This is a genomic window from Clostridium saccharobutylicum DSM 13864, assembly GCF_000473995.1.
GTDB classification, from domain to species: Bacteria; Bacillota; Clostridia; order Clostridiales; family Clostridiaceae; genus Clostridium; species Clostridium saccharobutylicum.
On the sequence record NC_022571.1, the window covers coordinates 4,073,113 to 4,099,734 of the forward strand.

At 28.1% G+C, this 26,622-nt stretch carries 21 protein-coding genes; 4 read left to right on the forward strand and 17 right to left on the reverse strand.

Features of this window, described 5'->3' with window-relative positions; translation table 11 throughout:
* Nucleotides 1–279: 279 nt before the first annotated feature.
* From CLSA_RS17860 to CLSA_RS17875, 4 genes are all read right to left on the reverse strand, one after another.
* Nucleotides 280–783: a cupin domain-containing protein gene (locus CLSA_RS17860; RefSeq protein WP_022748456.1), complete on the reverse strand. Its 504-nt coding sequence runs from the start codon at nt 781–783 to the stop codon at nt 280–282.
* 97 nt (nt 784–880) lie between these two features.
* A complete protein-coding gene (locus tag CLSA_RS17865) occupies nt 881–1,387 on the reverse strand; it encodes a GNAT family N-acetyltransferase (protein WP_022748460.1) in 507 nt (168 codons plus the stop codon).
* Between the two features lie 147 nt (nt 1,388–1,534).
* Nucleotides 1,535–1,966, reverse strand: coding sequence for an EamA family transporter (locus tag CLSA_RS17870; RefSeq protein ID WP_041716335.1), 432 nt, complete (start codon nt 1,964–1,966; stop codon nt 1,535–1,537).
* Complete coding sequence (locus CLSA_RS17875; protein ID WP_022748467.1) at nt 1,956–2,420, reverse strand: GNAT family N-acetyltransferase; 465 nt, start codon at nt 2,418–2,420, stop codon at nt 1,956–1,958. Before CLSA_RS17875 ends, CLSA_RS17870 begins: the two co-directional genes overlap by 11 nt.
* Nucleotides 2,421–2,946: 526 nt before the next feature.
* Here CLSA_RS17875 and CLSA_RS17880 point away from each other — a divergent pair.
* The gene (locus CLSA_RS17880) at nt 2,947–3,786 is read left to right on the forward strand and encodes a CAP domain-containing protein (protein ID WP_022748471.1); all 840 of its coding nucleotides are present in this window, start codon (nt 2,947–2,949) and stop codon (nt 3,784–3,786) included.
* A gap of 224 nt (nt 3,787–4,010) precedes the next feature.
* Here CLSA_RS17880 and CLSA_RS17885 read toward each other — a convergent pair whose 3' ends face one another.
* Complete coding sequence (locus CLSA_RS17885) at nt 4,011–4,643, reverse strand: DUF6198 family protein (RefSeq protein WP_022748475.1); 633 nt, start codon at nt 4,641–4,643, stop codon at nt 4,011–4,013.
* 338 nt (nt 4,644–4,981) lie between these two features.
* Here CLSA_RS17885 and CLSA_RS17890 point away from each other — a divergent pair, with 338 nt between their 5' ends.
* A complete protein-coding gene (locus CLSA_RS17890) occupies nt 4,982–6,037 on the forward strand; it encodes a galactose ABC transporter substrate-binding protein (protein WP_041716337.1) in 1,056 nt (351 codons plus the stop codon).
* Between the two features lie 206 nt (nt 6,038–6,243).
* On the opposite strand, the gene CLSA_RS17895 is transcribed toward CLSA_RS17890, so the two are convergent.
* From CLSA_RS17895 to CLSA_RS17925, 7 genes are all read right to left on the reverse strand, one after another.
* Complete coding sequence (locus tag CLSA_RS17895) at nt 6,244–7,980, reverse strand: N-acetylmuramoyl-L-alanine amidase family protein (protein WP_022748482.1); 1,737 nt, start codon at nt 7,978–7,980, stop codon at nt 6,244–6,246.
* 1,043 nt (nt 7,981–9,023) lie between these two features.
* The gene (locus tag CLSA_RS17900) at nt 9,024–10,181 is read right to left on the reverse strand and encodes a hypothetical protein (protein ID WP_041716339.1); all 1,158 of its coding nucleotides are present in this window, start codon (nt 10,179–10,181) and stop codon (nt 9,024–9,026) included.
* Nucleotides 10,168–10,659, reverse strand: coding sequence for a sigma-70 family RNA polymerase sigma factor (locus CLSA_RS17905; RefSeq protein ID WP_022748488.1), 492 nt, complete (start codon nt 10,657–10,659; stop codon nt 10,168–10,170). Before CLSA_RS17905 ends, CLSA_RS17900 begins: the two co-directional genes overlap by 14 nt.
* An 812-nt stretch (nt 10,660–11,471) precedes the next feature.
* A complete protein-coding gene (locus tag CLSA_RS17910) occupies nt 11,472–13,466 on the reverse strand; it encodes a methyl-accepting chemotaxis protein (protein WP_022748492.1) in 1,995 nt (664 codons plus the stop codon).
* 317 nt (nt 13,467–13,783) lie between these two features.
* Nucleotides 13,784–15,781 (reverse strand): methyl-accepting chemotaxis protein, encoded by a 1,998-nt coding sequence (locus CLSA_RS17915; protein ID WP_022748496.1) that lies wholly within the window; start codon nt 15,779–15,781, stop codon nt 13,784–13,786.
* Between the two features lie 630 nt (nt 15,782–16,411).
* Nucleotides 16,412–18,403: a methyl-accepting chemotaxis protein gene (locus CLSA_RS17920; protein ID WP_022748498.1), complete on the reverse strand. Its 1,992-nt coding sequence runs from the start codon at nt 18,401–18,403 to the stop codon at nt 16,412–16,414.
* A 442-nt stretch (nt 18,404–18,845) separates the two neighbouring features.
* Nucleotides 18,846–19,589: a hypothetical protein gene (locus CLSA_RS17925; protein WP_022748500.1), complete on the reverse strand. Its 744-nt coding sequence runs from the start codon at nt 19,587–19,589 to the stop codon at nt 18,846–18,848.
* Nucleotides 19,590–20,015: 426 nt separating this feature from the next.
* On the opposite strand from CLSA_RS17925, the gene CLSA_RS23210 reads away from it, so the two are divergent.
* Complete coding sequence (locus tag CLSA_RS23210; RefSeq protein WP_022748504.1) at nt 20,016–20,891, forward strand: glycoside hydrolase family protein; 876 nt, start codon at nt 20,016–20,018, stop codon at nt 20,889–20,891.
* A gap of 119 nt (nt 20,892–21,010) precedes the next feature.
* Here CLSA_RS23210 and CLSA_RS17940 read toward each other — a convergent pair whose 3' ends face one another.
* From CLSA_RS17940 to CLSA_RS17955, 4 genes are all read right to left on the reverse strand, one after another.
* Nucleotides 21,011–21,328 carry a hypothetical protein gene (locus CLSA_RS17940; RefSeq protein WP_022748507.1) on the reverse strand — a complete coding sequence of 106 codons (318 nt, stop codon included), beginning with the start codon at nt 21,326–21,328 and terminating at the stop codon, nt 21,011–21,013.
* A gap of 80 nt (nt 21,329–21,408) precedes the next feature.
* Nucleotides 21,409–21,726, reverse strand: a complete 318-nt coding sequence (locus tag CLSA_RS17945; RefSeq protein WP_022748511.1) for a hypothetical protein — start codon at nt 21,724–21,726, stop codon at nt 21,409–21,411.
* Nucleotides 21,727–22,534: 808 nt separating this feature from the next.
* Nucleotides 22,535–22,753, reverse strand: a complete 219-nt coding sequence (locus CLSA_RS17950; protein WP_022748515.1) for a BhlA/UviB family holin-like peptide — start codon at nt 22,751–22,753, stop codon at nt 22,535–22,537.
* 69 nt (nt 22,754–22,822) lie between these two features.
* Nucleotides 22,823–23,353: a sigma-70 family RNA polymerase sigma factor gene (locus tag CLSA_RS17955; protein ID WP_022748519.1), complete on the reverse strand. Its 531-nt coding sequence runs from the start codon at nt 23,351–23,353 to the stop codon at nt 22,823–22,825.
* Between the two features lie 436 nt (nt 23,354–23,789).
* Between CLSA_RS17955 and CLSA_RS17960 the strand changes: the two genes are divergently transcribed.
* On the forward strand, nt 23,790–24,848 hold the full coding sequence (locus tag CLSA_RS17960; protein ID WP_022748523.1) for a galactose ABC transporter substrate-binding protein: 1,059 nt from the start codon (nt 23,790–23,792) through the stop codon (nt 24,846–24,848).
* A gap of 244 nt (nt 24,849–25,092) precedes the next feature.
* Here CLSA_RS17960 and CLSA_RS17965 read toward each other — a convergent pair whose 3' ends face one another.
* On the reverse strand, nt 25,093–26,211 hold the full coding sequence (locus tag CLSA_RS17965; RefSeq protein WP_022748526.1) for a CAP domain-containing protein: 1,119 nt from the start codon (nt 26,209–26,211) through the stop codon (nt 25,093–25,095).
* Nucleotides 26,212–26,622: the final 411 nt, after the last annotated feature.

A 26,622-nucleotide genomic window follows, 5' to 3' on the forward strand; every position in this document is an offset into this window, starting at 1 on the left:
TTAAATATTTATTCATTAAAGTACTATAATTGACATTATAAGCTGTAAAAAAACAGCTGATATGCTCAAATAATAGCAAGCATTAAATATCAGCTGTATAAATTATACTATTTTTCTTCTATATTTTTCAATCATTGTTTTAAAGGTTTTATAAATTCTATAGGATAAAAAGTGCTTTTATCTTGGATACATATGAAATATGCTCATATACATACATTCTATCTCTAGCAAACGTCCCTTTACATCAAGTCTACCGTTATCCCATTTGTGCAAGTTGTTTTAAAAACTTCTAGTTAATTTAAGAATTACTTTTTCATACTCTGGATATCTTTCCAACAAATATTTTCTTTCAAATAATTCAAAATCTTTAAATTCAAAGCCTGGAGATACCATACACCCAACTAAAGCATATCCAGTATTATTCATTGCAGAGCCAAATATGTAATTTTTAGGAACTAATATTTGAGGTTTTTCTCCTTTTTCAATATTAAGTCCAAGTTCCTCTGTTATAAGTTCTCCTTCTGGAGTGATCATATATATAGTTAGTGGCGAACCAGAATGATAGTACCACATTTCATCGGATTTTAATCTATGAAAATTTGAAACTTCACCATCCCTAAGCAAAAAATATATGCTAGTCCAAAGTTTTTTTGATTCTTCACTTTCAATGTCTAATCCTCTATTTGATATATTTTGGCCTGAAACAAAACTTTCTTTATAAAATCCTCCCTCTGGATGAGATATCATATTTAAATTCTTTACAAAATAATCTGCTGTATACATCTAATTACTCCTTTAAAATTTTTTTAATGTGTCTAATATATAATTTAAATAATACAATATATTCAAGTTTAATAAATCCTATTATTTTATTTATTTTTTAGTGTAGTATTTTCTCAAATGCAATTCTTTTATTTCCATCTTCTAAATAAATTATTCCACAATATTTAAATTTATTTTTCTCAAGTAACTTTTGCATTGAGATATTTTCTTCATGTGTATCTACCTTTATGCTATGTACACCTTTATTTAAACAAAGCTCTTGTGCATATTTAATAATTGCAGATGATAATCCTAATCCCTTATAAGTATTATCAACAGCTATTCTATGAATAACTGCATATTCATTATTACTAATCCATTCACCTTCATAAATAGAATCATATGTTTTTTCTCCATCAAAGGAAATTGCTACTGTAGCAACAATTTTATTGTCTTTTAAAAGTACATAACTATTTTTATTAGCAATATCATTACTTATTGTGCAATTATTAGGGTAATTGTCCTGCCATTGATTTATTCCCTGTTCTTTAAAATAATCTTGAGCCTGTCTTATAATATTCATTATATCATTGATATCTGTTTCAACTGATTTCCTAAATTTCATTCTTATCCCCCTCGTTTAAGGTACATTCAAAAAATAACACTTCCATCTGTCAAAATTATTTTGGACTTGTTATTTTCTTTCATGTGCATAATTATGATTAACTAGCTAACTTGATTCTAATATTTTAAACAATTATAACATAAGACTTTAATTGAAATTAATAAAAATCAATCCTACTATACAACATATAATTCCTACTATTTGATATACTCCAATATGTTCTTTATAAAATAAAATGCCAATAATAATTAACACTATTGCTACTAGGATATTTGCAATTAATGAACCCTTGCTTATGTCCCAGCCTGCTCGATACATATACATATACCCAATTTCCACACCTACAATTGATATTCCTAGAACATAACTTGTCCAATTTATTTCATGTATCTCTGTTAAAATCTTACTAGGTTTAGATGTCAAACAATACATCGCTATAGCAATAATAACCCCTACGAAATAAGTTATTGCTAATGACAAAAATGAATTTGCTTCTTTGGGTATATTCTTAGCTGTATTATGATAAACAACATTAGATATAATAATTATAATAATTGGTATAATGTACTTAAATGACATGATTAATCTCCTTACCGTATAGTTGCTTTTCCATATGAATATGCTTACAAAATTCATCTAAATATATTTCTCCACTTGCAACATACCCGAGCTTTTCATAAAACCTCTGAGCTGTGCATTGTGCTGATAATTCAATACTTATTCCACCCAATGTTTTAGCCATTTCTTCTAATGCACTTATAATTTTACTTCCAAGATGCAGCTTTCTATATTTCTTTAATACTGCCACTCTGCCTATAATAAAAATCTTGTTACTTTTCCCAGGCAATAATCTTCCAGTACCAGCTGCTTTTCCATCTACAAATAATACTACATGTGATACTTTATTATCCCATTCATCAAATTCATCTTTAAATCCCTGCTCTTTCACAAACACTTCCATCCTAATATGCTTTGCTTCCTCACATAAAGAATTATATTGTTTGATAGTTATTAAATTATTTTCTTCCAACATAACAATCCTCCCCTAAAAAATAAAGCGCTTAAACATCACACTTTCAAAGGCCTGCGGTGTGAAATTTAAACGCTTATTAAGGCATATCAAAAAATAACGAGTCCATTTATCGGCCTATTTTCCATCATACTACATCAACAAATTGACATAATAACACCGCTATGAAGGCAACTTGCCTCCTTGCCTGATGAAAAATGTCCACAGCAAATTGAACTTATTATTTATTTTCATGTGCCTAATTTCTTTATCCGGCGACAAAGAAATTATTTTTTTATTTATTTTTATAATTATTATAACACCTTCATAAATAATTTCAATCATGTACTAATTTTAAAACCTCGCCATAATTACACATATCTTTGTAGATAAAGTAAAACCAATATTTAAATATAATTCTTAGCCTTATTTTTAATAAATGCTCATTCCCCTGCTTAATATTCCAATAATTATTTTTTCAATATAAGCTTATAAAAATTTTTTTATAGTAAATATTAATACTGTACATTTTTGTTGAGGAGGTATACTTATGAAGAAAAACTTTTTCGTTTTAGCGGCAGCACTATTCTTAACCTTTACCGCTTCATGTAGTTCAAGACCAAACACAGAAAACCAACAAAATCTTATAGGAGGCGTAGAATCCTCTGTGTCTGAAATGGGTGATATTAAAAAAATAAAAATCACAGCTGATACTTCTAATGTTAGATCTGGATGTTCAAATAATGCTTCTGTTGTTAATACAGTAGACAAAGGTAATACATTAGATGTTATTAATCAAGTTGAAGACTGGTTTGCAGTAAAACTCTCAAATGGTCAAATAGGCTTTGTATCTAAACAAGAAGCTACTCCAGTAGTAACTGATACAAAAACTACAGACATCACACAAGAAAATTCCAGTGCAACACCACAACCAACTCAGGGCAATACAACTAGCTCAACAATACCTAAAACTCCGACTGCACAAACAAACTCAGATACATTAACTTCACAAGAACAAGAAATGCTAGATCTTATAAATCAAGCTAGAACTCAAAATAATGTACCACCTTTGGAGATTGATATGCAAGTGACAAATGTAGCTAGAATTAAAGCCCAAGATATGATAGATAATAATTATTTCAGTCATAGCTCACCAAAGTATGGAAGTCCATTTGATATGCTAAAATCCTTTGGAATAAGCTACGTTAAAGCTGGGGAAAATATTGCAGGAAACCATGATGTTCAAGATGCTCATAATTCACTTATGAACTCACCTGGTCACAGAAGAAATATATTAGATCCTAACTTTACTCATATAGGTATAGGCATAAAAAATGGTAGTAGTTATGGAAATATGTTTTCACAAATGTTTGTAAGCAAGCCTAAATAGAATTATTATGCAAAAAAACACCAATGAACAATTAGTGTTTTTATATCTTAAAATTAATTTTTCTGAGTAATCATAAAGCAAAACAAATATTGTAAGAAATGCTTATTAGTGTTACATCACTAAGCATTTCTTATTTTTTGAATGTGCCTAAATAGAAATGAACATCATATACTCTAGTAACTAAAACCAAAAATACATTTTTTTCAGTTAAATACTACATAATTCTAACTTGCAATTGCTACTAATTTATTTTTAAACAACATATTAAATAATGAAATAGCACGACCTACTCCAATAACAGCTAATACAGTACCCAGACCAATTCCAATAATTTTTCCACCTGCAAACATTCCAATTCCTATGGTAATTATTACACTGAATATATCTAAAATGTTTTTTGCCAAGCCAAGATTTTTATTCATCGCTTCTGCCATAGCTTGTGCAAGACCATCTGCTGCATTCGGAACAAACTTCATCTCAACTGTAATAACAACTCCAATTGCTGTGAGCATTATAGCTATCATAAGCAAAATTAAATTCATTACAAAACTGCTGTTATTTATTATTATCTTATCATTAAAAACATTAATTACTCTAGTAAATATAATGCTCATAGGAATCTGTAACAAATCAAATGAACGAAACTTTCTTCTTCGAAGCACCATCTGTAAAACTACATACAATATATAAGTATACATAGTAATATCCCCTAAATTTAATTTCCAAATTTTTGAGATACAATATGGAATAGAAATAATAGGAGACACTCCGAGTCCTGTCTTTGTATTTAAAATAATTCCTAATGCAAGTATCACAAGTCCGATACAGTACATTACTCCACGGTAATATTTCTTCATATATCTTCCCCGATTCTTATTTTTAAAATTTATTTTCCAATTATACCATTAATTATAACACATTTTTATTTTATCCTTAATAAACCATTTTGGGGGTTCCGCTATAAGAATAGAGCTTATGTGAATCCCAGCCAAAATTAGATACATATTTGTTCCATAGAACTATGAAAACTTCGCTGAAAAGTTCTAGATGAGGAACTCTATATAGATAAACAACTTGTGCTTGGACTTATGTTATAACTCACCGAAAGTGCAGCTACTGTGTTGCTCTATTGCCGTATAAATTTTTCTCCAAAACATATACTAAAATTACCAAACAAATGATTGGAATGATTCAAATGAAGATATTTAAGAAAACCATAACTATATCCATAATTGCAATTATAATCATTATAATACTAGAAAATAATCTTTATACGGTAAAATGTATTGCGAATGACTATTCCGTAACGCTTCCTGTTAAAGTAGCCTTATTTACAAAAGATCTTAATGATGATTATATAGAATCTCTTAGCAAAAACTTTGAAGATATTCAAAAAAATAATGAAGGCAAAGTTATCTTCAATTTTTATGATGCCAAATTTAATAAGTCAACACAAATTTCAGATATTAATAATAAACTCAATCAAGGCGTTGATCTTATATTATTAGATATAGTTGATATAAATGATCTAGCAGAAGTGATAAAAAAAATTGCACAATATAATGTCCCAGTATTAGTTTTTAATAGAGAACCATATTCAATAGATGTCATTAAATCCTATAAAAAAGCTTTGTTCGTAGGAACAGATTCAAAGCAAGCTGGCACTTTGCAGGGAAAAATTATAGCAGATGCTTGGAATAGTAATAAGCAAGCTATTGATAAAAATAATGATGATATATTGCAATATATTATGTTAGTTGGTGAAAGATTTAATCAAACATCTATTGATAGATCCACATATTCCGTTTTAACTATTCAGCAAGCTGGAATAAAAACGCAAGAACTTGCATCACCAATTTTAAATTGGAACACAGAATCAGCAAAAAGCACAGTTGAAGCATTGTTTTTAAGATATGGCAACCAAATAGAAGCAATAATTTCAAATGACGATTCTATGGCAATTGGTGCTGCTCACGCATTACAAAAATATGGCTATAACAACGGAAACAAATCAAAAGTAATTCCAGTCGTTGGCATTGACGGAATGATTGAAGCTAAAGAACTAATTTCAAAAGGCTTTATGCTAGGTACTGCTTTGCAAAATCCTGATTTAGCTAATACTATTTATACAATAGGAATGAACTTAGTTTATGGCAGAGACCCTGTTGAGGGGACACCATATAAATTAGATGAAACAGGCGTATCAGTTCTTATTCCATTTCAAGAATATACTGGACCAATGTTTAAATAAAAAATAATTTAATTTCTTATTTCATTCTTAAAATACATCTATTTTTATTACTACCAATTGTTGAATAATTCATAATATAATATACTTTATTTAGATAAACACCCATTTACTTTTATTAAAATTAAAAACACCCTTGAACAAAGTTATAGCTTTATTCAAGGGTAAAAAAGTTTACAATCAGCTTTGGCTATCATCAAATTTCCAGATTATTTAATCCAAGCTCCATTGCTTCCTAATACATATCCATTAATAACTGTATTAGCTAACATTGCACCTGATGAGTTGCAATAATACCATGTTCCATTATCATTAATCCAACCAGTTTTCATTGCTCCCTTTACACCATCTGATGTTGGGTTTAAGTAATACCACATACCGCCTACATATTGCCAACCAGTTTGCATTACTCCTGATGCATTAGTATAATACCAATTTGCTCCATCTTGAATCCATCCTATAGCTTTAGTTCCATCTGCTTTGTTATAAGACCAAGTTCCATCTTTAGATTGTACCCAGCCTTTAACCACAGATGGTGTATCATTTTGCTTCTTTCCACCAATTAGCGAATAAGCTTCATCATGTTGACTCCAAACAACCATATTGTCATTATCATAAACTGATAATGAATCAAATGATCCATCCACCTTATAAATCTTTGTCCAATCATTAGTACCATCAAATTTCTTTATATATCCACTATCCAATACATAAATATTTCCATCCACATCAGTATCAACTGCTGCTTTATTCAGCTTAGTACTATACTCAGCTTTAATATCTGCTTTTTTTTCAACATCTGTATAATAATAACCATTTTTTGATTTTAGTGTAGCAGCTTGAATTTTAACATTTGGATCTGCACTCTTTGCATTATCTATGTTAAATAATACTAATTTTCCATCTATTACTTTAGCTTCAGTACTTGATAATTTTGCTAAAGTTAAGTAATTAGCTTCATTTGAACTTGAAGAAGTAACTATACCACTATCATTACTAATCACATAGTTAGTAACGGACTTTGAATATTTTGCATTTTTAATATTATCTGAATCTTGTGCTTTAGCTATTTTTTGAATTACATCTACAGTTACAGTATGATCAGTTGCATCAAGACCAAATAATTTACCATTTATTTTTACTGTTGATGGCAAAGTCACACCATTTGCAGGTGCTAAAGTAAATTTAATTTGTGTATATCTATAAATATTATCCTTGTCTTGTCCTAATTCATTAGTGGAAGATGTTACAATTTTAGCATCTACAGTAACAGCATTAGTGGTACCATATTTTAACGATTCTTTATCCACTGTATTTTCTACTGTTACTTGACCTACAACTCCTGCTCCTGTTGTTTCAACTTTAATTTTTCCTAAATTATAATCTGCATCAATATAATTTCCCTTTGCATTAGTATATATGCTTGGTCTATCACCTGCATTGTCTAACCCCTTTGTTATTGTATAAAACTTCGTAGCATACCATTCTTCTCCAAACTTATTTCCTTTAATTTTACTCAAATCTGTTGGTATATTAGAATTGCTGCCATATCTATCAACACTTTTAATACTTTTTCTCAATGCTGACTGAGCATCATCTAAAGCATTTTCTCTTATAGAATCGTCAGTCACTTTACCAGTATCTAAATCTACATAATAATCTCCATCCTCTACTTCTGCATATTTAGCTCCATATATAGAGTAATCCGAACCTGAATCAATACTTGATAAATTAGTATATTTACCATTACTATAATAATAAGATGCATCAGTATCTTTAATTTCTCCATCAATCAAAGCTTTACCATCTTTGTATGCTATTGCATTATAAACAGTTCCGCTCTCTGAATCTATTTTCTTAATATCTGCAGCATATGCTGGTATAATTGAGACAACAGCTGCTCCCGTTAATAATAATGATGTGATTTTATTTGCTCTTTTAATCATAATTTTCTTTCCTCCAAAATTTCATTTTTTTAATACGCCTTATGTAAATACATTTAAATCAACACAAATAATGCTTACAATATATAATCAATATTGACTTTCATTATCATATGTTTTAGTGTAAGCTTTAGCAACATTTCTACCTTCCAGTGAATAAATTAATACATCATTTTAGGTGAAATTTCTATACGCTTCATTATTGTTTTTTATTCTTACATATATAATACAATTCAGCTTAAGAAAGTGTTGCAATAAATTTTAAAATTTATTTATATAGATAAAAAACTTAGTATTTAGACTTCTGTGGTAACTTACCGAAAGAAAGGGGATTATTTTACTCGGTTGCTAGATAATTGGGCTGTGGATTTCTAACAGCAGACGTTGTCCTATTCCTGCATGCTCCCAAGACAAGCTTTGTGACAAGCAAGAATAGAACAACTTCTACTGAAGAAATACCTACAGACAAATTATCAACGCAACACTACGTAAAATAATCCCCTTTCTTTCTAGTATTGAATGCATTTCAAAGTTTAAATCTATTTCGTAGTTTATTTATATATGTATGATTGCTTTTTAAGTTCAAGCTTATGAAATTTAAAAACTCCTTATATTTCTGAATTTATATGATTTTTCTATCAATATGTAATCATATAAGATGATGAAATAAAATTTATTTTATAGAATAAATTTTATAAAAAAAGATTACTTAATATATTTATAATGTTTTTTCTACTTTAAAATTTTGTTTAGTCACATCCTTATATAAATAATCAACTTTTAATTTCAGATAGTTAATCTATAAATCACACTTATGCTTTAACGTATACTCTAACCCAGAAGGAATTGGTACTCTTTTGTGGAGTGTTACATAAAAAAAATGATTGTAGGATTTCTTTAACAAAAGTTGTTCCATTCATGCATGTCCTTAACTTGTTTAAGGATCACGCATGAATGGAACAACTTTTGTTATTAGAAATCCACAACCATTTTTTGTAGTAACCGAAACAAAAGAGTACCATTTCCTTCGGTAAATTACCACATAACTATAAACTACTTTTAATTATATTTAATATTTCATCTTCATCAATTCCATTTGTTGATGAAATAGAATATGATATATCATCTTTTTTCCAAGTTGCTAAATTAAATACTTTATTTTTGTTTTCTTGTAAATTTACATTTATCCCATTTACTTCACATGTATTCTTAATTTCATATATATTATAATCACCACTTATATTTTCAATATCTTTTCCTGCTCTAAAAGTAATGCAATCTTGTCCATTACTATAATTTATTTGAACTATCTCATTTGTTATAACACTTATATTATCAATATTGAATCCTTTAGGTAATTTTATAGAATTTATTCTTAATTTAACTGCATCTTCAGCTTCTTCTACTGTTTTATATTCTTCTATTATCGAATCTTCACAAGTTCTCATAGAAGAACTATCTAAATCATTGTTTTCTTTATTTTCATTACTAGTTGTTTTATACTGTCTATTAATTACATCTTTTGAATGTTCATCAAAACCTGATGGCTTTGCCATTTCATTATTTTCATTAGTTTGTGTTTCTGAATTTATCTTTGATGGTGAACTAGAATTCTCCACCGAATTATCTAAAGCCTTTTCATTATGTTCTATTTCTGATGACTGTTCAGTTTTCTCTGAATCATCCATACTTCCTTTGTTTACAGAACTTTCTTTATTATCAATATTACTTTCCTTGTTTATAGAATTACTTTTTGTATGTTCTTCATCATTACCAATATGTGAATTTATAATTTGATGTTTTTTAGCACCATCATTATTGTTTGTACTATAGTCTTTAGTATCATTTGATTTACTTTCTTCGCTATTTTTTAATGCTTTATTTTCATCATCATCGTTATTATTATTGATTATTTGATTTTCATCATCGCTATCATTAATTACTTGATTTTGTTCATTATTAGTATTATCATGCTTTAAAAGCTCAGGATAACTTTTAGCAACACTTAGACCTACTACTACTATAGTGCATGCTGCGGTCAACTGCATATTTCTTTTAAGGTTATTATATTTTTTTACTTTTGGTATTGTTGTACTTTTAGCCTCTATATTTTTATTGAGCACATTAACGAGTATTCTTTTTTTCATGTCTTCGTTCATAACAATCTTGTCCAATTCTTCTTTGTACTTCTTACTCAAAATCATACTCCTCCTTTAGCTCTTTCTTTAATATGTTTCTTCCTCTACTAAGCAATGACCGCACTGTTGATTCTTTTTTACCTATTATAGATGCAATTTTCACTGTAGTATAATCCTCATAATAATATAAATAAATAATTTCTCTATATTTTAATGGAAGCTCCATCACCTTGTTAAGAACACTACTATCTTTATACTCATCATAATATTCCATTTCTGTTAACTCTACATGTTTTTTAAACCAAGCAGATTTTAATTTATTTTTACAAATATTTCGCGCAACACAAATAAGCCAATGCTTTTTATGATCATCGCTTTCAAAGATTTCTATATTTTTAAGTAATTGTATAAAAACCTCTTGAACTACATCTTCTGCATCATACATATTTTTCATATATGAATATGCAAGTCTCAGCAGCATATTACCATAATGATCTAAATCTTGTGAGATAATTTCATCCGTACGCAATGAAACCTCATTCATTATAAAACTCATCCTTCCATTCTCTAGCCAAAAATCACTAATCAAAAATTTTAAATAGCCCCAAATCAAATAAATCATATTTATGTGGTGAGTAACCGAAACACATGCATCACCTCTATTTTGGTTATTCACCACATAAGTCTAAGTCTTGATTTACATATCTATATATCGACTAATTTAATAGTTGACTTAATTATTAAATTTCATCAATTAAATTGAATGTGCCTAAGTCACATCTTATTTTCTAAATATAATACAATTCAACTTAAGAAAGTGTTGCAATAAATTATAATTTTTTTAATAATTTATTATTAAACTTCAAATATGCTTATTTTTCACTAAAGTATATGAAAGAAAATAGCAAGTCCAAAATGTAATTATTGCTTTTTTGATTATACCTAATCAACTGATTTAGTGATACCGTACCTAGTTTTAATAAAGATTTAAATTTTCACCATATATATTTTTATTCATAGGTATATTTAATTCAATACTGCACACAATAATATCAGAAAGAGGTGATTCTCATGGAATTAGATTTTGAAAATAATGTTTTAGGATTAGTCCGAAAATGATTTTAAAGTCCCATAAGTACACAAATCTTTCTAAATAAAGTAAAGCCAAGGTTTAAGCATAATCCTTGGCTTTATTTTTTCATAACTTTAATTTTTAATCGGTTTATCTATATAGATATCCAATTTGTAAATAATCTTATGTCTTGAATATATATACAAATGCATGACCTCTATTTCGGTTATCTACTACATAAGTTTAAGACTTGATTTGAATATCTATATTTCAATTCTTAAATTTTAAACTATAAATTTATTTACTTCCTCTAACATTTCATTAGTCATATTATTAAGTACTTGCGCAGATGATGCCACTTCTTCTGTTGATGCATTCACTTCCTCTGATGATGCTGAAATCTCTTCCGATGATGCTGATACCTCAGCTGAAACTGAAGATAATCCATCTATTCTATTTAAAATAGTATTTTTATGATTTTCTATGTTCTCAGCAGAAGTTTTAACTGTTTCAATTTTAGGAATTACTTCATCCACTGCACCTATAATTTTCTTGAAAGATAATATTGAATTTTCTATAATTTTAGCTTGATTTCTCATTTCATCATCCATCATAACTGATTCTTGAACTATTTCATCAGCATTTCCAGATATTTCACTTATTAATTTACTAATACTTTCTGATGAGTCTTTTGATTGTTCAGCAAGATTTCTTATTTCCTCAGCAACTACTGAAAATCCTTTTCCTGATTCTCCAGCTCTAGCTGCTTCAATGGCTGCATTTAATGCCAATAAGTTTGTTTGCTCTGAAATGCTGTTTATTAAATTCGTAATCTCATTTATTTCATTTATGTCTTTTCCAAGTGTAATAATTTTATTATAAAACTCTTTAAATGACTTACCAATATTTGTTACCGAAATATTTAATTCATTCATTTCATTACTGCTATCACTTGCCATTGATCCTATTTCTCTAGAATTAGAATCCACAACTTGTATTTCTTTAACCATGTCAGATAATTTGTCACTAAATTCGCTTAGAATTTCTGTAATTTGTATTAATTGCTCAGATTGATTGCCTGTTCCCTCTGCAACTTCTGATATTGCTTCTGTAACATTTTGTGATGCACTTGCTATCTCTTCTGAAATAGATGATAAATTTTCTGACTGATCATTAATATTTGAAGAACTTTCTTTTATTTTTTTAATCATTCTTCCTAATGATTCCTGCATTACTTTCATTGAATTAGTCATCTCTCCAACTTCATCATTTAACTTCAAATGCTCTTTGGAAACTTCTTTGCATAAATTACCTTCTGCTAATAATGCTAAATGTGACGAAGTTGACTTTAATGACTTTGATAACTTATTTGCAATTATATATATTGTAGCAAGGCCAATCAATATAAATATTATAGATGATAATGAAGTAGAAATTTCCAAACTGCTTAATTCTGATAATATTTCATTTTCGTCCACTATAATTCCTACAAACCAATCTGTTCCATTTACAGGAGCATAACCAACAAATTTATCTGCTCCTGAATATTTATATTCACCTATTCCTTGTTGTCCAGTAATCATTTTACTTTCTATATCAGATAAAGATTGAAGTTTTGAATCTTTTTTTGCTTCCTCAATCATATTATTCATTTGTAAAACTAAATCTCTATTCTTATTAGCAACAGTTGTTCCTTGTTTATTTATCATGAACCCTGTACCTGTTTGTCCAATTTTAGCTTGGTCAGTTAACTCACTAAGTTTATTACCATCACGTGTTTCAATTAATACTCCTACAATTTCATTATTGTTTTTAATAGGAACTGCGTATACAACAACTACTGAATTATCTGTTTTATTCACAAGTGGATCAGATACATTACTTTTACCACTTAATGCATTTTTAAAATATGGTCTTTCTTTAACATTAGCAGTAGTTCCATCTGAATTTGTAAGATTTCCATCCTTATCTATAACACTCATTCTGATACTGCCATTTCTTTTAACTTCATCTAAAAGAATTGATATTTTCTTTTCAATTGGAACATTAGGATCTTTTATATCATCTCTTGCTGCAACAGCCTCTAAACAACTTAATTTTCCTTCAATTCTTCCTTGAATGTTGCTTGCAGTTTGTTCTGCAAGTGCAGGTAAAGTTTTTCCTATATTAGATTTTAGTTCGTTTGATGCATTTACATATGAAATTACACTTAAGCCAATACATACAATTCCCATTAACAATCCTAGATGTGCTATTAATTTTGTTTTTATACTTTTCATTATTTCCCCCTAGCAAAAATTAAATGCCTAAAACGATTATCATCGTTCATAGCAATTTTTGAATTAAATAAATAATACAATTCTAAGAAATATAATCATATTTCATCTTAAATTGCAAGTTTTCCGTCAATAATAGACAAATACGTTCTTTTGCTAAAAATATTATTGAAACATTTTTAAAGCACATTATACTTTTTTCATAAATAAGTAAATATTTCTACAAAAAGCAAACCATTCTTATTATTCAAAATATATAATAAACTAGAATATAATAAAAAAATAGAGTCTTCAACTTTAGACTCTATTTTTTAATTTAATTACTTAATTTTAAATTTATTTACTTCCTCTAACATTTCATTAGTCATATTAGTAAGTATTTGTGCAGATGATGCTACTTCTTCTGTTGATGCATTCATTTCCTCTGATGATGCTGAAATTTCTTCCGCTGATGCTGATACCTCAACTGCAACTGAAGATAGTCCATCTATTCTATCTAATATAATATTCTTATCATTTTCGATATTTTCCGCAGAACTTTTAACTGTCTCAATCTTAGGAATTACATCATCAACTGCATCTATAATTTTTTTGAAAGATGATATTGAATTATCTATAATTTTAGCCTGACTTTTCATTTCATCATCCATCATAACTGATTCTTCAACTATAGTATCAGCATTTTTAGATATTTCATTTATTAATTTACTAATACTTTCTGATGAATCTTTTGATTGTTCAGCAAGATGTCTTATTTCTTCAGCAACCACTGAAAATCCCTTTCCAGCTTCTCCTGCTCTAGCTGCTTCAATAGCTGCATTTAATGCTAATAAATTTGTTTGTTCTGCAATACTATTTATTAAATTAGTAATCTCATTTATTTCGTTTATATCTTTTCCAAGTACACTAATTTTGTTATAAAAATCTTTAAACGAATTTGACACATTAGCTACTGATGTATTTAATACATTCATTTCATTACTACTATCATTAGCCATTGAACTTATTTGTCTCGAATTAGAATCCACAACTTGTATTTCTCTAACCATTCCAGATAGCTTATGACTAAATTCATTCAGAATTTCTGTTACCTGTATTAACTGCTCAGATTGATTTCCTGTTCCTTCTGCAACTTCTGTTATTGCTGCTGTAACATTTTGTGATGCACTTGCTATCTCTTCTGAAATAGATGATAAGTTTTCTGATTGTCCATTAATACTTGAAGAACTTTCTTTAATTCTCTCAATCATTTCTCTTAAAGATTCTTGCATTATTTTCATTGCACTAGTCATAACACCAATTTCATCTTTTGATTGCAAATACTTAGAAGAAATTTCTTCACATAAATTACCTTCTGCTAATAATTCTAAATGCTTTGAAGTTGACTTTATTCCCTTAGATAAATAATTAGCTATTATGTAAATTACACCAAGTCCAATCAATATAAATACTATAGATGATAATAAAGTAGAAATTTTTAAGCTGCTTAATTCTGATAATATTTCATTGTTTGCTACAGAAACTCCTACAGACCAATCAGTTCCTTGTACTGGAGCATAAGCTACAAATTTATCTACTCCTTTATATTGATATTCACCAATCCCCGTGTCTCCAGATATCATTTTTTTCTCAATACTTGCCAATCCCTGTAAATTAGAATCTTTTTGCGATTCCTCAATTGGATTGTACATTTGAATAACCAAATCCCTATTTGGATTTGCTATTACTACTCCATCTTCTTTTATCATAAATCCACTGCCTGTTTGTCCAAATTTAACTTGATCTGTTAATCCACTTAGTTCATTACCATCTTGTGTTTCGATCAATACACCTACAATTTCATCATTATTTTTAATTGGAACCGCATATAAAATAGATACTGAGTTATCCGTCTTAGTTATAACTGGATCTGATACATTACTCTGACCACTTAATGCCTTTTGAAAATATTCTCTATCCTTAACATTAAGAGTTTTTCCATCACTAGTTTTTGCATCTCCATTTTTATCAGCAATATTCATTCTAATGCTTCCATTTCTTTTAACTTCATCTAAAAGAATTACTTTTTTATTTTCCCATGAATTGTTGATGTCCTTTATATCTTCCCTTGCTGCAACAGCCTCTAAGTAAGTTAGTTTACCTTCAAGCCTTCCTTGAATATTATTTGCAGTTTGCTCCGCAACTTTAGGAAGTGTCTTTCCCAAATTGGAGTTTAATGCATTCGATGAGTTTATATATGAAATTATACTCAATCCCATACATATCCCCCCTATTAATACTCCAAAAAATACTATTAACTTTGCTTTTATGCTTCTCATAATGCCCTCCCTAATAAAAATTAATTATCAAAACGATTACTGTAGTTAATAATTATTATCAAATTTGATAAATTTCAAATTACCTTTTTTAAAATAATTCTATTTTCGCCAATAATAGACTAATTATTTTTGAATTCAAGCTTATTGTCGGAATATTTTAGCATTACATTATACTTTTCAAAAAATATTTTATCAAAATTTCTATATTCGATATCTAACTATGTATCATTGCTTTTCCTAACTTCATTCTTTGATAACTTTATCATAAATACTAAATAGTCTTTATCATTCAAGTGCTTCTGTTAAACAAATAACTTTGAGAGTAGATAATGGATACAATTGATTATCAGATAGACAACACTATTACGATATATGTATATGTTGTGAAATATTTCAATAAAGAACATATTAAACTCTCTTCTAGTAAATAAGCACTAAAAAATAAATGACCTTACCTATAAAATATAATCTTAGTATCTAATAAAATAAAACAGTGGATAGTTTTGTATAAAAGCAAAACTATCCACTGTATTTATTTATGTATTAGAAACCCGAAAAAAAATAACAATTCGAAAATGTCATTATGAAAATAATCTTCACAGATGAACTTATTATTTTTCTTAATCTATCTTATTGTACTTTAAATCCTTCAACTTTACTTACTAAATCATTTACAGCTTCATCTAATTTTAAAGCTATTTGTGAAACTTCCTCTGTAGAAGAAAGCATTTCCTCTGCTGAAGCTGATATCTCTTCAGTTGATGCTGAAGTTTCCTCTGCAACAGAAGCTATCCCTTCAATCTTATCAACTACTACATTTTTTGCTTCAATTGCATTTTTCACAGAACTATAAGTTTCATCTACCATTGGAGTAATATTTTTTACAGACTCTAATATATTATCAAATGACTGAATAGTTTTATTAATTATATTTCCTTGATTTATCATGAGTCCATTCATTTGATTAGAAGTTTCAATTACTTCTCCTGTTTCTTGACTTACTAAATTTATTAAATTCATTATTTCACTAGACGCTCTGCTAGATTCTTCTGCTAATTTTCCTACCTCTTCTGCTACTACAGCAAATCCCTTACCTTGTTCACCAGCTCTAGCTGCTTCAATAGCAGCATTTAATGCTAAAAGATTAGTTTGTTCAGAAATTTCATTAATAGAATCTGTTATTTTACCTATTTCACTAACAGTAACACCAAGACCGTTAATCTTATTATTAACTAATATAGCCGCTTCTTTTACCTTAGTTATTGATTCTGTCAATGATTCAATATATTCTTTTCCAGATGTCGCCTTATCTTCAGCACCTTTACTGCTTATATTTACGTTAGATATTTTATTATAAATATCATCTAAATCAGAATTAAATATATCTAAATGCTTAGTTACATCAAGTAATTCACGAGTTTGATTTACAGCACCATTTGCTATTTCTTCAACAGCTGAAGCTACTTCACTTGCAGCCACAGTCATTTCTTTTGATGTACTTGCAAGAATAGTTGACATATTATCAACATTTGAACTATTCTCTTGAACTCCAATTACAGAAAATCTTAATTGATCCATCGTTTCATTTATTTTATCGACCATTATACCTATTTCATCTTTATATTTAACATTTAATTTATTTGTAAAATCACCTTTTGCCAAGCTTTCCATAGCTACAACAACATTATTAATTCGATTTGTTAAACTTTTAGCTATTAATACAGAAAGAACAACTGCAACAATTGCAGAAATCACTCCCATAATTAACACTATATTTACAACCGTTTTCGAAGTCCCCATAAACTCATCAATTGGAATATTAGCTACATATATTAATCCCATATCTTTATCTTCATTATATGCCACTATTTTTCTTACGCCATTGTACTTATACTCACCAATTCCTGTTTTATTCTTTAAAATTTCTTCACCAATATCAGTTTTTAAAATGTTCTTTTGAAAAATTTCATCTTTGTTTGGGTGCATTATCATTGTACCGTCATAATCCATGGCATACATATATCCAGATGACCCCATTTTAATGTTAGTTATATATTTTTCGGATAACTTCGATAAATTTATCGAATATATTATATATCCTAGTATCTGCTTGTCACTACTTAAAATTGGATTGCATATTGCCAAAATCGGTTCACCAGTAGTTCTACTTTTTCTAACACCTGATATCACCAATTGTTTTGTTTGCTTTGCCTTGTCCATATAGTCTGGAACATCATATGGCTTGTCTTCAATGCCACTTTTCTTTGCATCAGTTAAAGGTTTTTCATCGATGCTATGAATAATTATATTAGAAAATAATCCATACCTATCCATAACACTTTTATACTCATCAGATACATTTCCCTTTAACTCTGCTGAACTACTGTTATTTAAATAGTTAGTAAGCAATTCATCATTTTGACTATCTAGCGCAATATTTTTCAACATCTCAATATTTCCTTCCATAGAGTTTTGCGCTACAGAAAGTTCTTCTTTCAATCTTACATAAGCCTCATTTTTATTAGAATTTTGAACAACGCAGCTTATTACAATACCTGCTATAATTATAGGAATTATGGCAAAACTTGTGAAAATACCAATGAACTTGCTTTTTAATCTCATAATTATCTCTCCCTTTTAATTATTTTTTGCTATTTTTTTAACAATACTTTGTTGTATAGGTATAATTATATTTCCATTGTAGAATATTGTCAATCAAACTACTTTGTAAAAAATATTGATTTAAATTCTTTTAACAAATATTAAATTTTGTTATTAAGTTAAAATTTTTCTATTTATAATATTTTTTGTATGTTGTTAAATAACAATGTTTATATGCATAATTCTAGATATTTAGCTGTATTACGCAAATTGCTATTTAAGTAAATCACTTTATAGTTCTTATTGATAATACTAAACTTTACATATAAAAAAAGAACTTTTCCTCATTAGATAAGTTCTCTTACTGTATATTTTATAGATATTGATATCGATAACAAATATTATAGTCAAAATACAATCTTACTATTTTATGTAAGTATTTTAATTTATTTTTTTATTTTATTTAATATTTCAATATTTTTTGATGTTGAATCATCATTTCTTTATTCTTTTCAAACTGAGATCTCATATTCACATTAGCCCCAGAAGGATGTGGAAATCCTTTAAGAATTTGATTTTCATTAATAATTCCATGCTCCTCTAATTTATATAATACCTCTTCTACACATTTCCCTAAAGGTATAATCAGAATGCTACGAGCATTATCTAACACTTTCAGTTCATCAATAAAATTTTCATAAACATACTTCATTAAGAATTCACTCTTAATGAGTTTAGGACTATGGCCTGAATAATTTTTGCCTTCTACAAAAACAGCATATGGTATAAGTGATACAGTATGTAATAAATAATCCTTTTTTCCAAACAATTCGTTGCAACTATCTATATCTAAATATTTATTAATCTCGATTTCATCCAACATACTAATTAAATTCTTTCTAAGACTACCACTAAAGCGTGCAGCTTCCTTACATTTGTATTGAACTTCTTCAATATCATTAGAATTTTCCAATTCCTTTCGTGCAGCAGAAATAGCTGTACTCATCTGCTGAAACCCAGGAGTTATTCCTACAATAAATATCTTAGCCTTTGTATTTATATATTCATTGTGAGGCGAATAATATATTTCTATATTCTTTTCCCTCTCTATAAGAAAATCATTTGTTAAAATTTCATCTTTATCATACTTGTCTTTTATTGGTAATTTAATTATTTTATCTTTGTATTCATATAATGTTTTCTTCATATTAAACCCCTAAATAATATTTTATCTTTATTATTTTCATAACTTCAAATTATTATTTATGAATTTATCTAATTCGCATTTTTCCTTATGCTAGGAAAAAATTGCCCAAGAAAAAAACTAAAAAAAAAATTTTTTTTAAAAGTATGTTTACAAATTCACCTTTAAACTTGTTTTATATAGTGTAAAAAGACACAAGGGAAATTAAAAAAGCAAAAAACTTAAATATATATAATTTCTAATTAGAATTCTACATTTAATGATCATTATTTTTTACATTTTAATAAATTTGCTTATTAAAAAACTCAAAAGATTCCCTTCTAACTATTAACAATTAGTTATTATCTTTTTACAAAAATAAATATGCAAGGCATATTCAAAAAATAATAAGCCAATATGCCTAATTAATTTTAGAGGAGAGATGTTTTTATGTTATTACAAAAAGGTTCAAGTGGTTCTTATGTTACTTATTTACAATACGGATTAAAAATTATGTGTTGCAATCCTGGATCTATTGATGGTCAATTCGGAGCTGGCACTTATAATGCTGTTGTTAAATATCAAAATTTAAAAGGATTATCTGCTGATGGTATTGTTGGTGATGGTACATGGGGAAGATTAAAAACTGACATTACTCAAGTTCAACAAGCATTAAATAATAAAGGATATTCCGTAGGGGTTGATGGCGTTGCAGGTCCTGGCACTTACAATGCAGTAGTAAGTTTCCAAAGTGCACATAATCTTAGCGCTGATGGTATGGTTGGTCCTGCTACATGGGCAGCTTTAAGAGGTTCTGTAACTCCTACTCCAACACCTGTTCCTAATCCTGGTACACCAACTAATGGTACTGTATCAAGTGCTTTAGTTGAATTCGTTAAAAGCTACGAAGGATTTAGCGCAACACCATATTATGATAGTGTTGGTGTAAGAACCATTGGATACGGAAGTACACATGGCTGGATAATGAATAGATCATCTGTTACAGTTGCAGAAGCTACCCAAGCTCTTATGGAAGAAATAAATTCTATGGCTGCACAAATAAAGAGAAATTTGGATTCTAAGGGCGTTTCTTTAACTCAACAACAATTTGATGCTTTATGCAGTTTTGCATACAACTGTGGAACTGGCGCACTATTTAGCTCAACACTTTATAAAAGAATTTGTGCTGGAGTTAGAGATACATCATTAAAAGCAAACTTTGAAGCTTGGTGCCATGGTAACGGACAAGTTATACAAGGTCTTTTAAATAGACGTAGAGAAGAATTCGACATGTTTATGTACGGAGATTATACTAGAAATTTATAGTATAGATATTCAAACTATGAATTAAAATTATGTGGTAAATAATCGAAATTGGATACAAATATGTATCCAATTTCTTTGTTTGTGATTAATTTTGTATTTTAAAACATCCACTTTCAATTTTAAGAAATAGAAACATCTCCATCTCCAACTATTGCAATTGTATAATTTTCTGGAAGAGGTGATAGCTTATACTTTCCAGATTTAACTTGTAAGCGTAAAGATTGTTGGACAACATTGTTTTTATCAAAAACAAGAATATATACAGCAGAACTAGGAGAAAGATTTTGAATATCGTATTCTTTATTAGGCTCTAGGTTTAAATCGTTCATTTTGTAAAAGCCTTCTTTTAAATTGTTAGCTTGTGCTAACGGGCTCATTTTAATCATGCCAACAGACAAAAATAAAACAGTTAAAAATATTGCAGTAGATTTCTTCATCTTACCACTACCTTTCAATTTATTATAATTATCAAATACTGTAGCTATATCATTTCATATACATTAGCTCTTTTGATTCTTTAAGAAATAAATACTTCTCCATTGCCAACTATTATTATTCTATAATCTGGTTCCAATGATAATAATTTATATTTTGGTGAATTAGCGGGCATTCTTATAGACTGATATAAATTTTGGTTTTTATCAAAAACAAGAACATAAACATCACTTGTACCTGAAACATTTTGAATGTCATAAACTTTATTAGGTTGTATGTTTAAGTCCGATATTTTATAAAAGCCTTCTTTATAAATATTACCTGCTGCTAAGGGAGACATCATAGTTATATTAAATGAAAAACATAAGAAAAATAAAATTAAAATTGTAAGTTTCTTCATGTTGCAACCACCTTTCAGTTTTATCATATGTAATACATCTCACAATATACCTATATCATCTATAAAAAGACATATAATGATTAAAAATATGTCTGTTCTATTCTCTATCTTATTTTACTTTTGAAAAATAATCCAAATAAAATTTAAATTGTATAATTGTATGAATATTGTTAATAATATAAATGGATATAATTTAAATTAAAATAGATATGGCAGTACACTAATCCCCCCTGCTGTTTCTATTTTAAATTCCAATTGTTATATTATATTTAGCAATCAAAATAAGTTGTCTATAGTGATGATGTGTTTAACCAAAACTTTCCCCTTTATCCCTATAAATATATTACGTATTTAATTTTCCGTATTTCAAAATATAAAATAGTTTACAGCACATCATCCTATAGACAAACTACTAATTAGATTTATACCTTATGTAGATATGAAATTTATAAATAACGTCTATGTTTTTAATATATATCCACTTTAAGAATCAGACTTATAATTAAAATGTGTTTCCATACTAGAAATTGCATACATTTTTGTAAAAGCAATCATTGAAATTAAACTGTGAAGGTTCTTAGTATAAGGTTGTACCATTTTCTTGCTTGTCTTAAAAGTGAGAATGAAAATTTTATATTTCGTTATTCGAACTTTCTCTGTTAGCTTTTAGATTAGGAGCATCCAAAAATGGGCACAGTCTCTTGTACTTAGAAACTTTCAGTGAAAATTTCATAGTCCTGTGGAACAAAAATGTATGGAATTTCGGTTATTCACTACATAACTCTAAGCTCCAGATATTTATTTAAATTTAATTAATCTTATTTTTCATTTCGTTTATAGTTGAATTTATTAAATCTAATGTGTTGAGCCTTTCTGTAAGTTCTTTTATTATTTCCTGGTAGTTCTTTTCTCTTTCTTCCTGTTTTAAATCTCTAGTTTCCTGAGCTTTTAATATATATACTATAAGTAGACAGCTAAGCATTGCCCAAATTCCTTGGGTTGCACCCATCTTTATTAATTCATCCATAGCATTATCTCCTTTGCCATAAAAATTAGTAACTATTTTTTTATTCTCATAGCCGCCTAAACATTAAGCTTATGATAATAATTCTACCTTTAATTTTTTTAGAGCTAATCTTTTAGCTTGATTAACACCTTGCCTTGACATTTTAAACATCTTAGCAATTTCTATATCTGATAATTGTAAATAATATTTACAGAATGTGATCTGCTTTTGTTTTGGATTTAATGATGAAATTAAATCCATGAAAAAAACATCTGAGTACTCATCATTTTTTTCTTCATAATTCATCGAATCTAATACTTCTGTTTCAGATATAAGATTAATACGTTCTTTTTCCTTTGCATTATTATAAAATAATGTTATTGATCTGTTTTTTAAGCACTTATTAATAAATGCTAATAAATCCTTATCTTCTTTAAATCTGTTTAAATTTAATCTTCTTAATAGCTGATGCAAGTAAATTATAAGATCACTTTCGGCTTCTGGATATTTTAGTTTATATCCTATATATTTAATTGTTGAATTAAAATAATATAGAATTTCATTAAAGTTTTTCTGGTTTTTTTGAAACATTTTAGCTTTTTCTAATAACTTTGTAATCATCTATACCTCCAAAATATAGTTAAGAGTTTTATAGAATTTCATATTCACCAAAAGTTCATAATACGAATATCTGTAAATCTCTTTTCCATTATTAACATTTCTATAGTTATATTTTATCGGTATTGATGATTAACATAAACTCGCATTTATCGTAATTGCCGATTATAGCAACAATTATATATAACATTACATAACTTGTCTTCTGTTCTCTTAAAATTCCTATTAATTTTATCGCTAATAATGATAATTTACATACATTTCTTTAATTATTAAAATTTAAAATGTATTAGAATAATTTTATTTATTAAAACACAATATAAATCTAGTCATTAATAGTTTTTTAGTATTATGTAAAAAGATACTACAAGAAATAATATCAAAAATTATACAATTATATACTAATATTATTCTAGAGATGATACATGGAGGATTACAAATGAAAAAAATAATAAAAACATTAATATTTATTGTTATTACAATACTATTCACTGGTCAATTAATAAATGTCACTCAAACTAGCATATATGCAGAAGTTCCAAATTCTAATACAAAAACTCCAGTTAATATAGCTGTATTTTTATATGATTTGAATGACAAGTGGATTAATCTTGTTAAACAAAATCTTGAAAATATTCAAAAGGAACATAATAGTGAAGTCAATTTCACTTTTTTTGATGCAAAAGGAAATCAGCTTATACAAAATCAAGATATAGATAATGTGCTCAAACAACGTTTTGATGCTTTAATAATAAATTTTGCAGATATAAGATCAGACTCGATAAGTGATATTATTACAAGGATAACTAAAAGAAATATTCCATTAATAATCTTGGGCGATCCTACTGAATCTTTACTAAATCTTGTTAAACTTAATAATAAAGCCATTTTTATATCATCAGATAATGAGCAGTGTGGTAATTTACAAGGACAAATTATTGTTAATGAATGGAATCATAATAAAGCATCTATAGATAAAAATAATGATAATATATTGCAATATATTATGTTACGTGGAAGGAATAATAATGTAGCTGCTGATATTAGAACAAAATACTCCATTTCGGCAATTAATAATGCTGGAATAAAAACAGAAAAAATTGAAACAGCATATGGTGGTTGGGATGAGGAGACTGCAAAAACTGCTATTGAATCTTTGTTTTTAACATATAATGATAAAATTGAAGCTATAATTTCAAATAACGACGCTATGGCAATAGGTGCAGTTAAGGCTCTTCAAAAATATGGATTTAACAATGGTAATAAAGAAAAAACTATTCCTATTGTAGGGGCTGATGGAATACCTGAAGCTATAGACTTAATAAAAAAAGGCTTTATGACTGGCACCACTATTCAAGATCCTAATGCTACAGCTAAAGCTCTTTATAAAGTTGGACTTAATTTATCATTAGGTAAATATGCTCTTGAAGACACTGATTACAAATTTGATTCAACTGGAATTACAATTCGTCTTCCTTTCGCTGAATATAAACCTTAAGCTTAAATAAATTATTTAAAATAACTTCCAGAGTTAGATATTTAGTTATAAGTTTATCTATATAAAAATGAAATCCAAGGCACCTACCTTGGATTTCATTCTTAATAATTTTTTGTTAAATGCTAGTTACTGCTTTAATACATGTTGCAGTATTAATTTTTCAGTAAAATTAAATTACTGTTACATCTTTTGATGTAAATTATTCTTTACAACATATATATATTAATTAAAATATTTTTTATTACTAATTTGAAAAATCTTGTGTTCCCATATATTTGCCATTACCATAAACAACACCTATACCAACTTTAGTAAATGAAGGATTCATCATGTTTGCTTTATGACCTGGAGAATTCCACCATTGATTGAATAACTCAACTGCATCAGAAGTGTTATATGCTATATTTTCACCACTTGTAGTGTAGCTATATCCTAATGTTTTTAACCAATCTGCCCAGTTAGTTCCCTCTGGAGTTGTGTGACTAAAGTAATTATATTGGATCATATGGTCACTCTTATATCTTGCTACTTTTATCAAAGTGTTGTCCAATGTTAATGGTTTCAAACCAGCTTCTACTCTCTTTTGATTCATTAAATCAAGAATTTGTTGTTCACCACTAGTTTGTACACTTATAGAATAAGTCTTAGGTAATTGTGGTAACCCTTGTACATCAACTGAAGTTGAATCTGTATTTGCATTGTTTGTAGTTCCTGTATTAGTTGTTTTTGTACTTGTTGTGTTTGATGTAGTGCTTGTACCTGTTGTGTTTTTTGTTGTATTTGCCGTAGTTGTAGTGTTTACGTTTCCTGTTGAAGTAGTAGTTGCCGTATTACTGTTGCTTCCTGAAGTAGTAGTTGTTTGATTATTTGAATCAATTGTTTTATTTCCACTTGTTACTGTAGAAGTTTGATTGTTAACCTTTACTGCAGTGTTATTTGAATCAAATATTACATCAGGTGTTGGAGCGTTAGTTCCGATTACTTGTCCATTAGAGGAAACCTTATATGTTGCATTATTCACTATAACCTTACCTGTTTGCATTGCTCCAGAATTATTTAAACAATAAGTTTTACCATTAACATTAATAACTCCTGTTTGCATTGCTCCATTGTTATCTAAGTAATACCAATTACCATTATCCTTAACCCATCCTGTTTTTGCATTTCCTGTTGTATCGCCATAAGACCAAGTTCCATTGTTGAATGTCCAACCTGCCTTTGATATTGTGTTGGAAATTAAGTTATAATAGTTGCTATTTGTTGAAGTATTACTTGCTGCCGATACTCCTAATGGTGTTAGAGTAGTCATTGTTGCTGCAACAACAACCGCTGTCACTATCTTTTTTAAAAAAGCTTTCTTCATTAGTTTTTCTCCTTTGTTTCGCTTATTTGACACCTCATATTCTTGTTAATATTTTTTAATTTAGTGAGTGTGTCCATGCCTCTATGGTACCATGTTTTCGACATTTTTCAACACTCTAATTCCTTGGATAATTGTATTAAAAGATATTAACTTTAAATAACTGCGGTTTTCTCTTACTTTTGCTCATATGCACCACAATATGCTTCCATCCCTATGACTGCAAAGGATTACCCCGTATAATTATTTTAAAGCTTTGTTATAATCACATTTAAAAAATATATATTCTAAAGACTTTTTTTTACATTTCAACGATAAATAATTGAAATTCTAAAAAATAATTGCGTTTAAATATTTAATCTCTTCAATACATAAATATTTAAATTTTATAGATAACCAATTAGGAGATGTGAC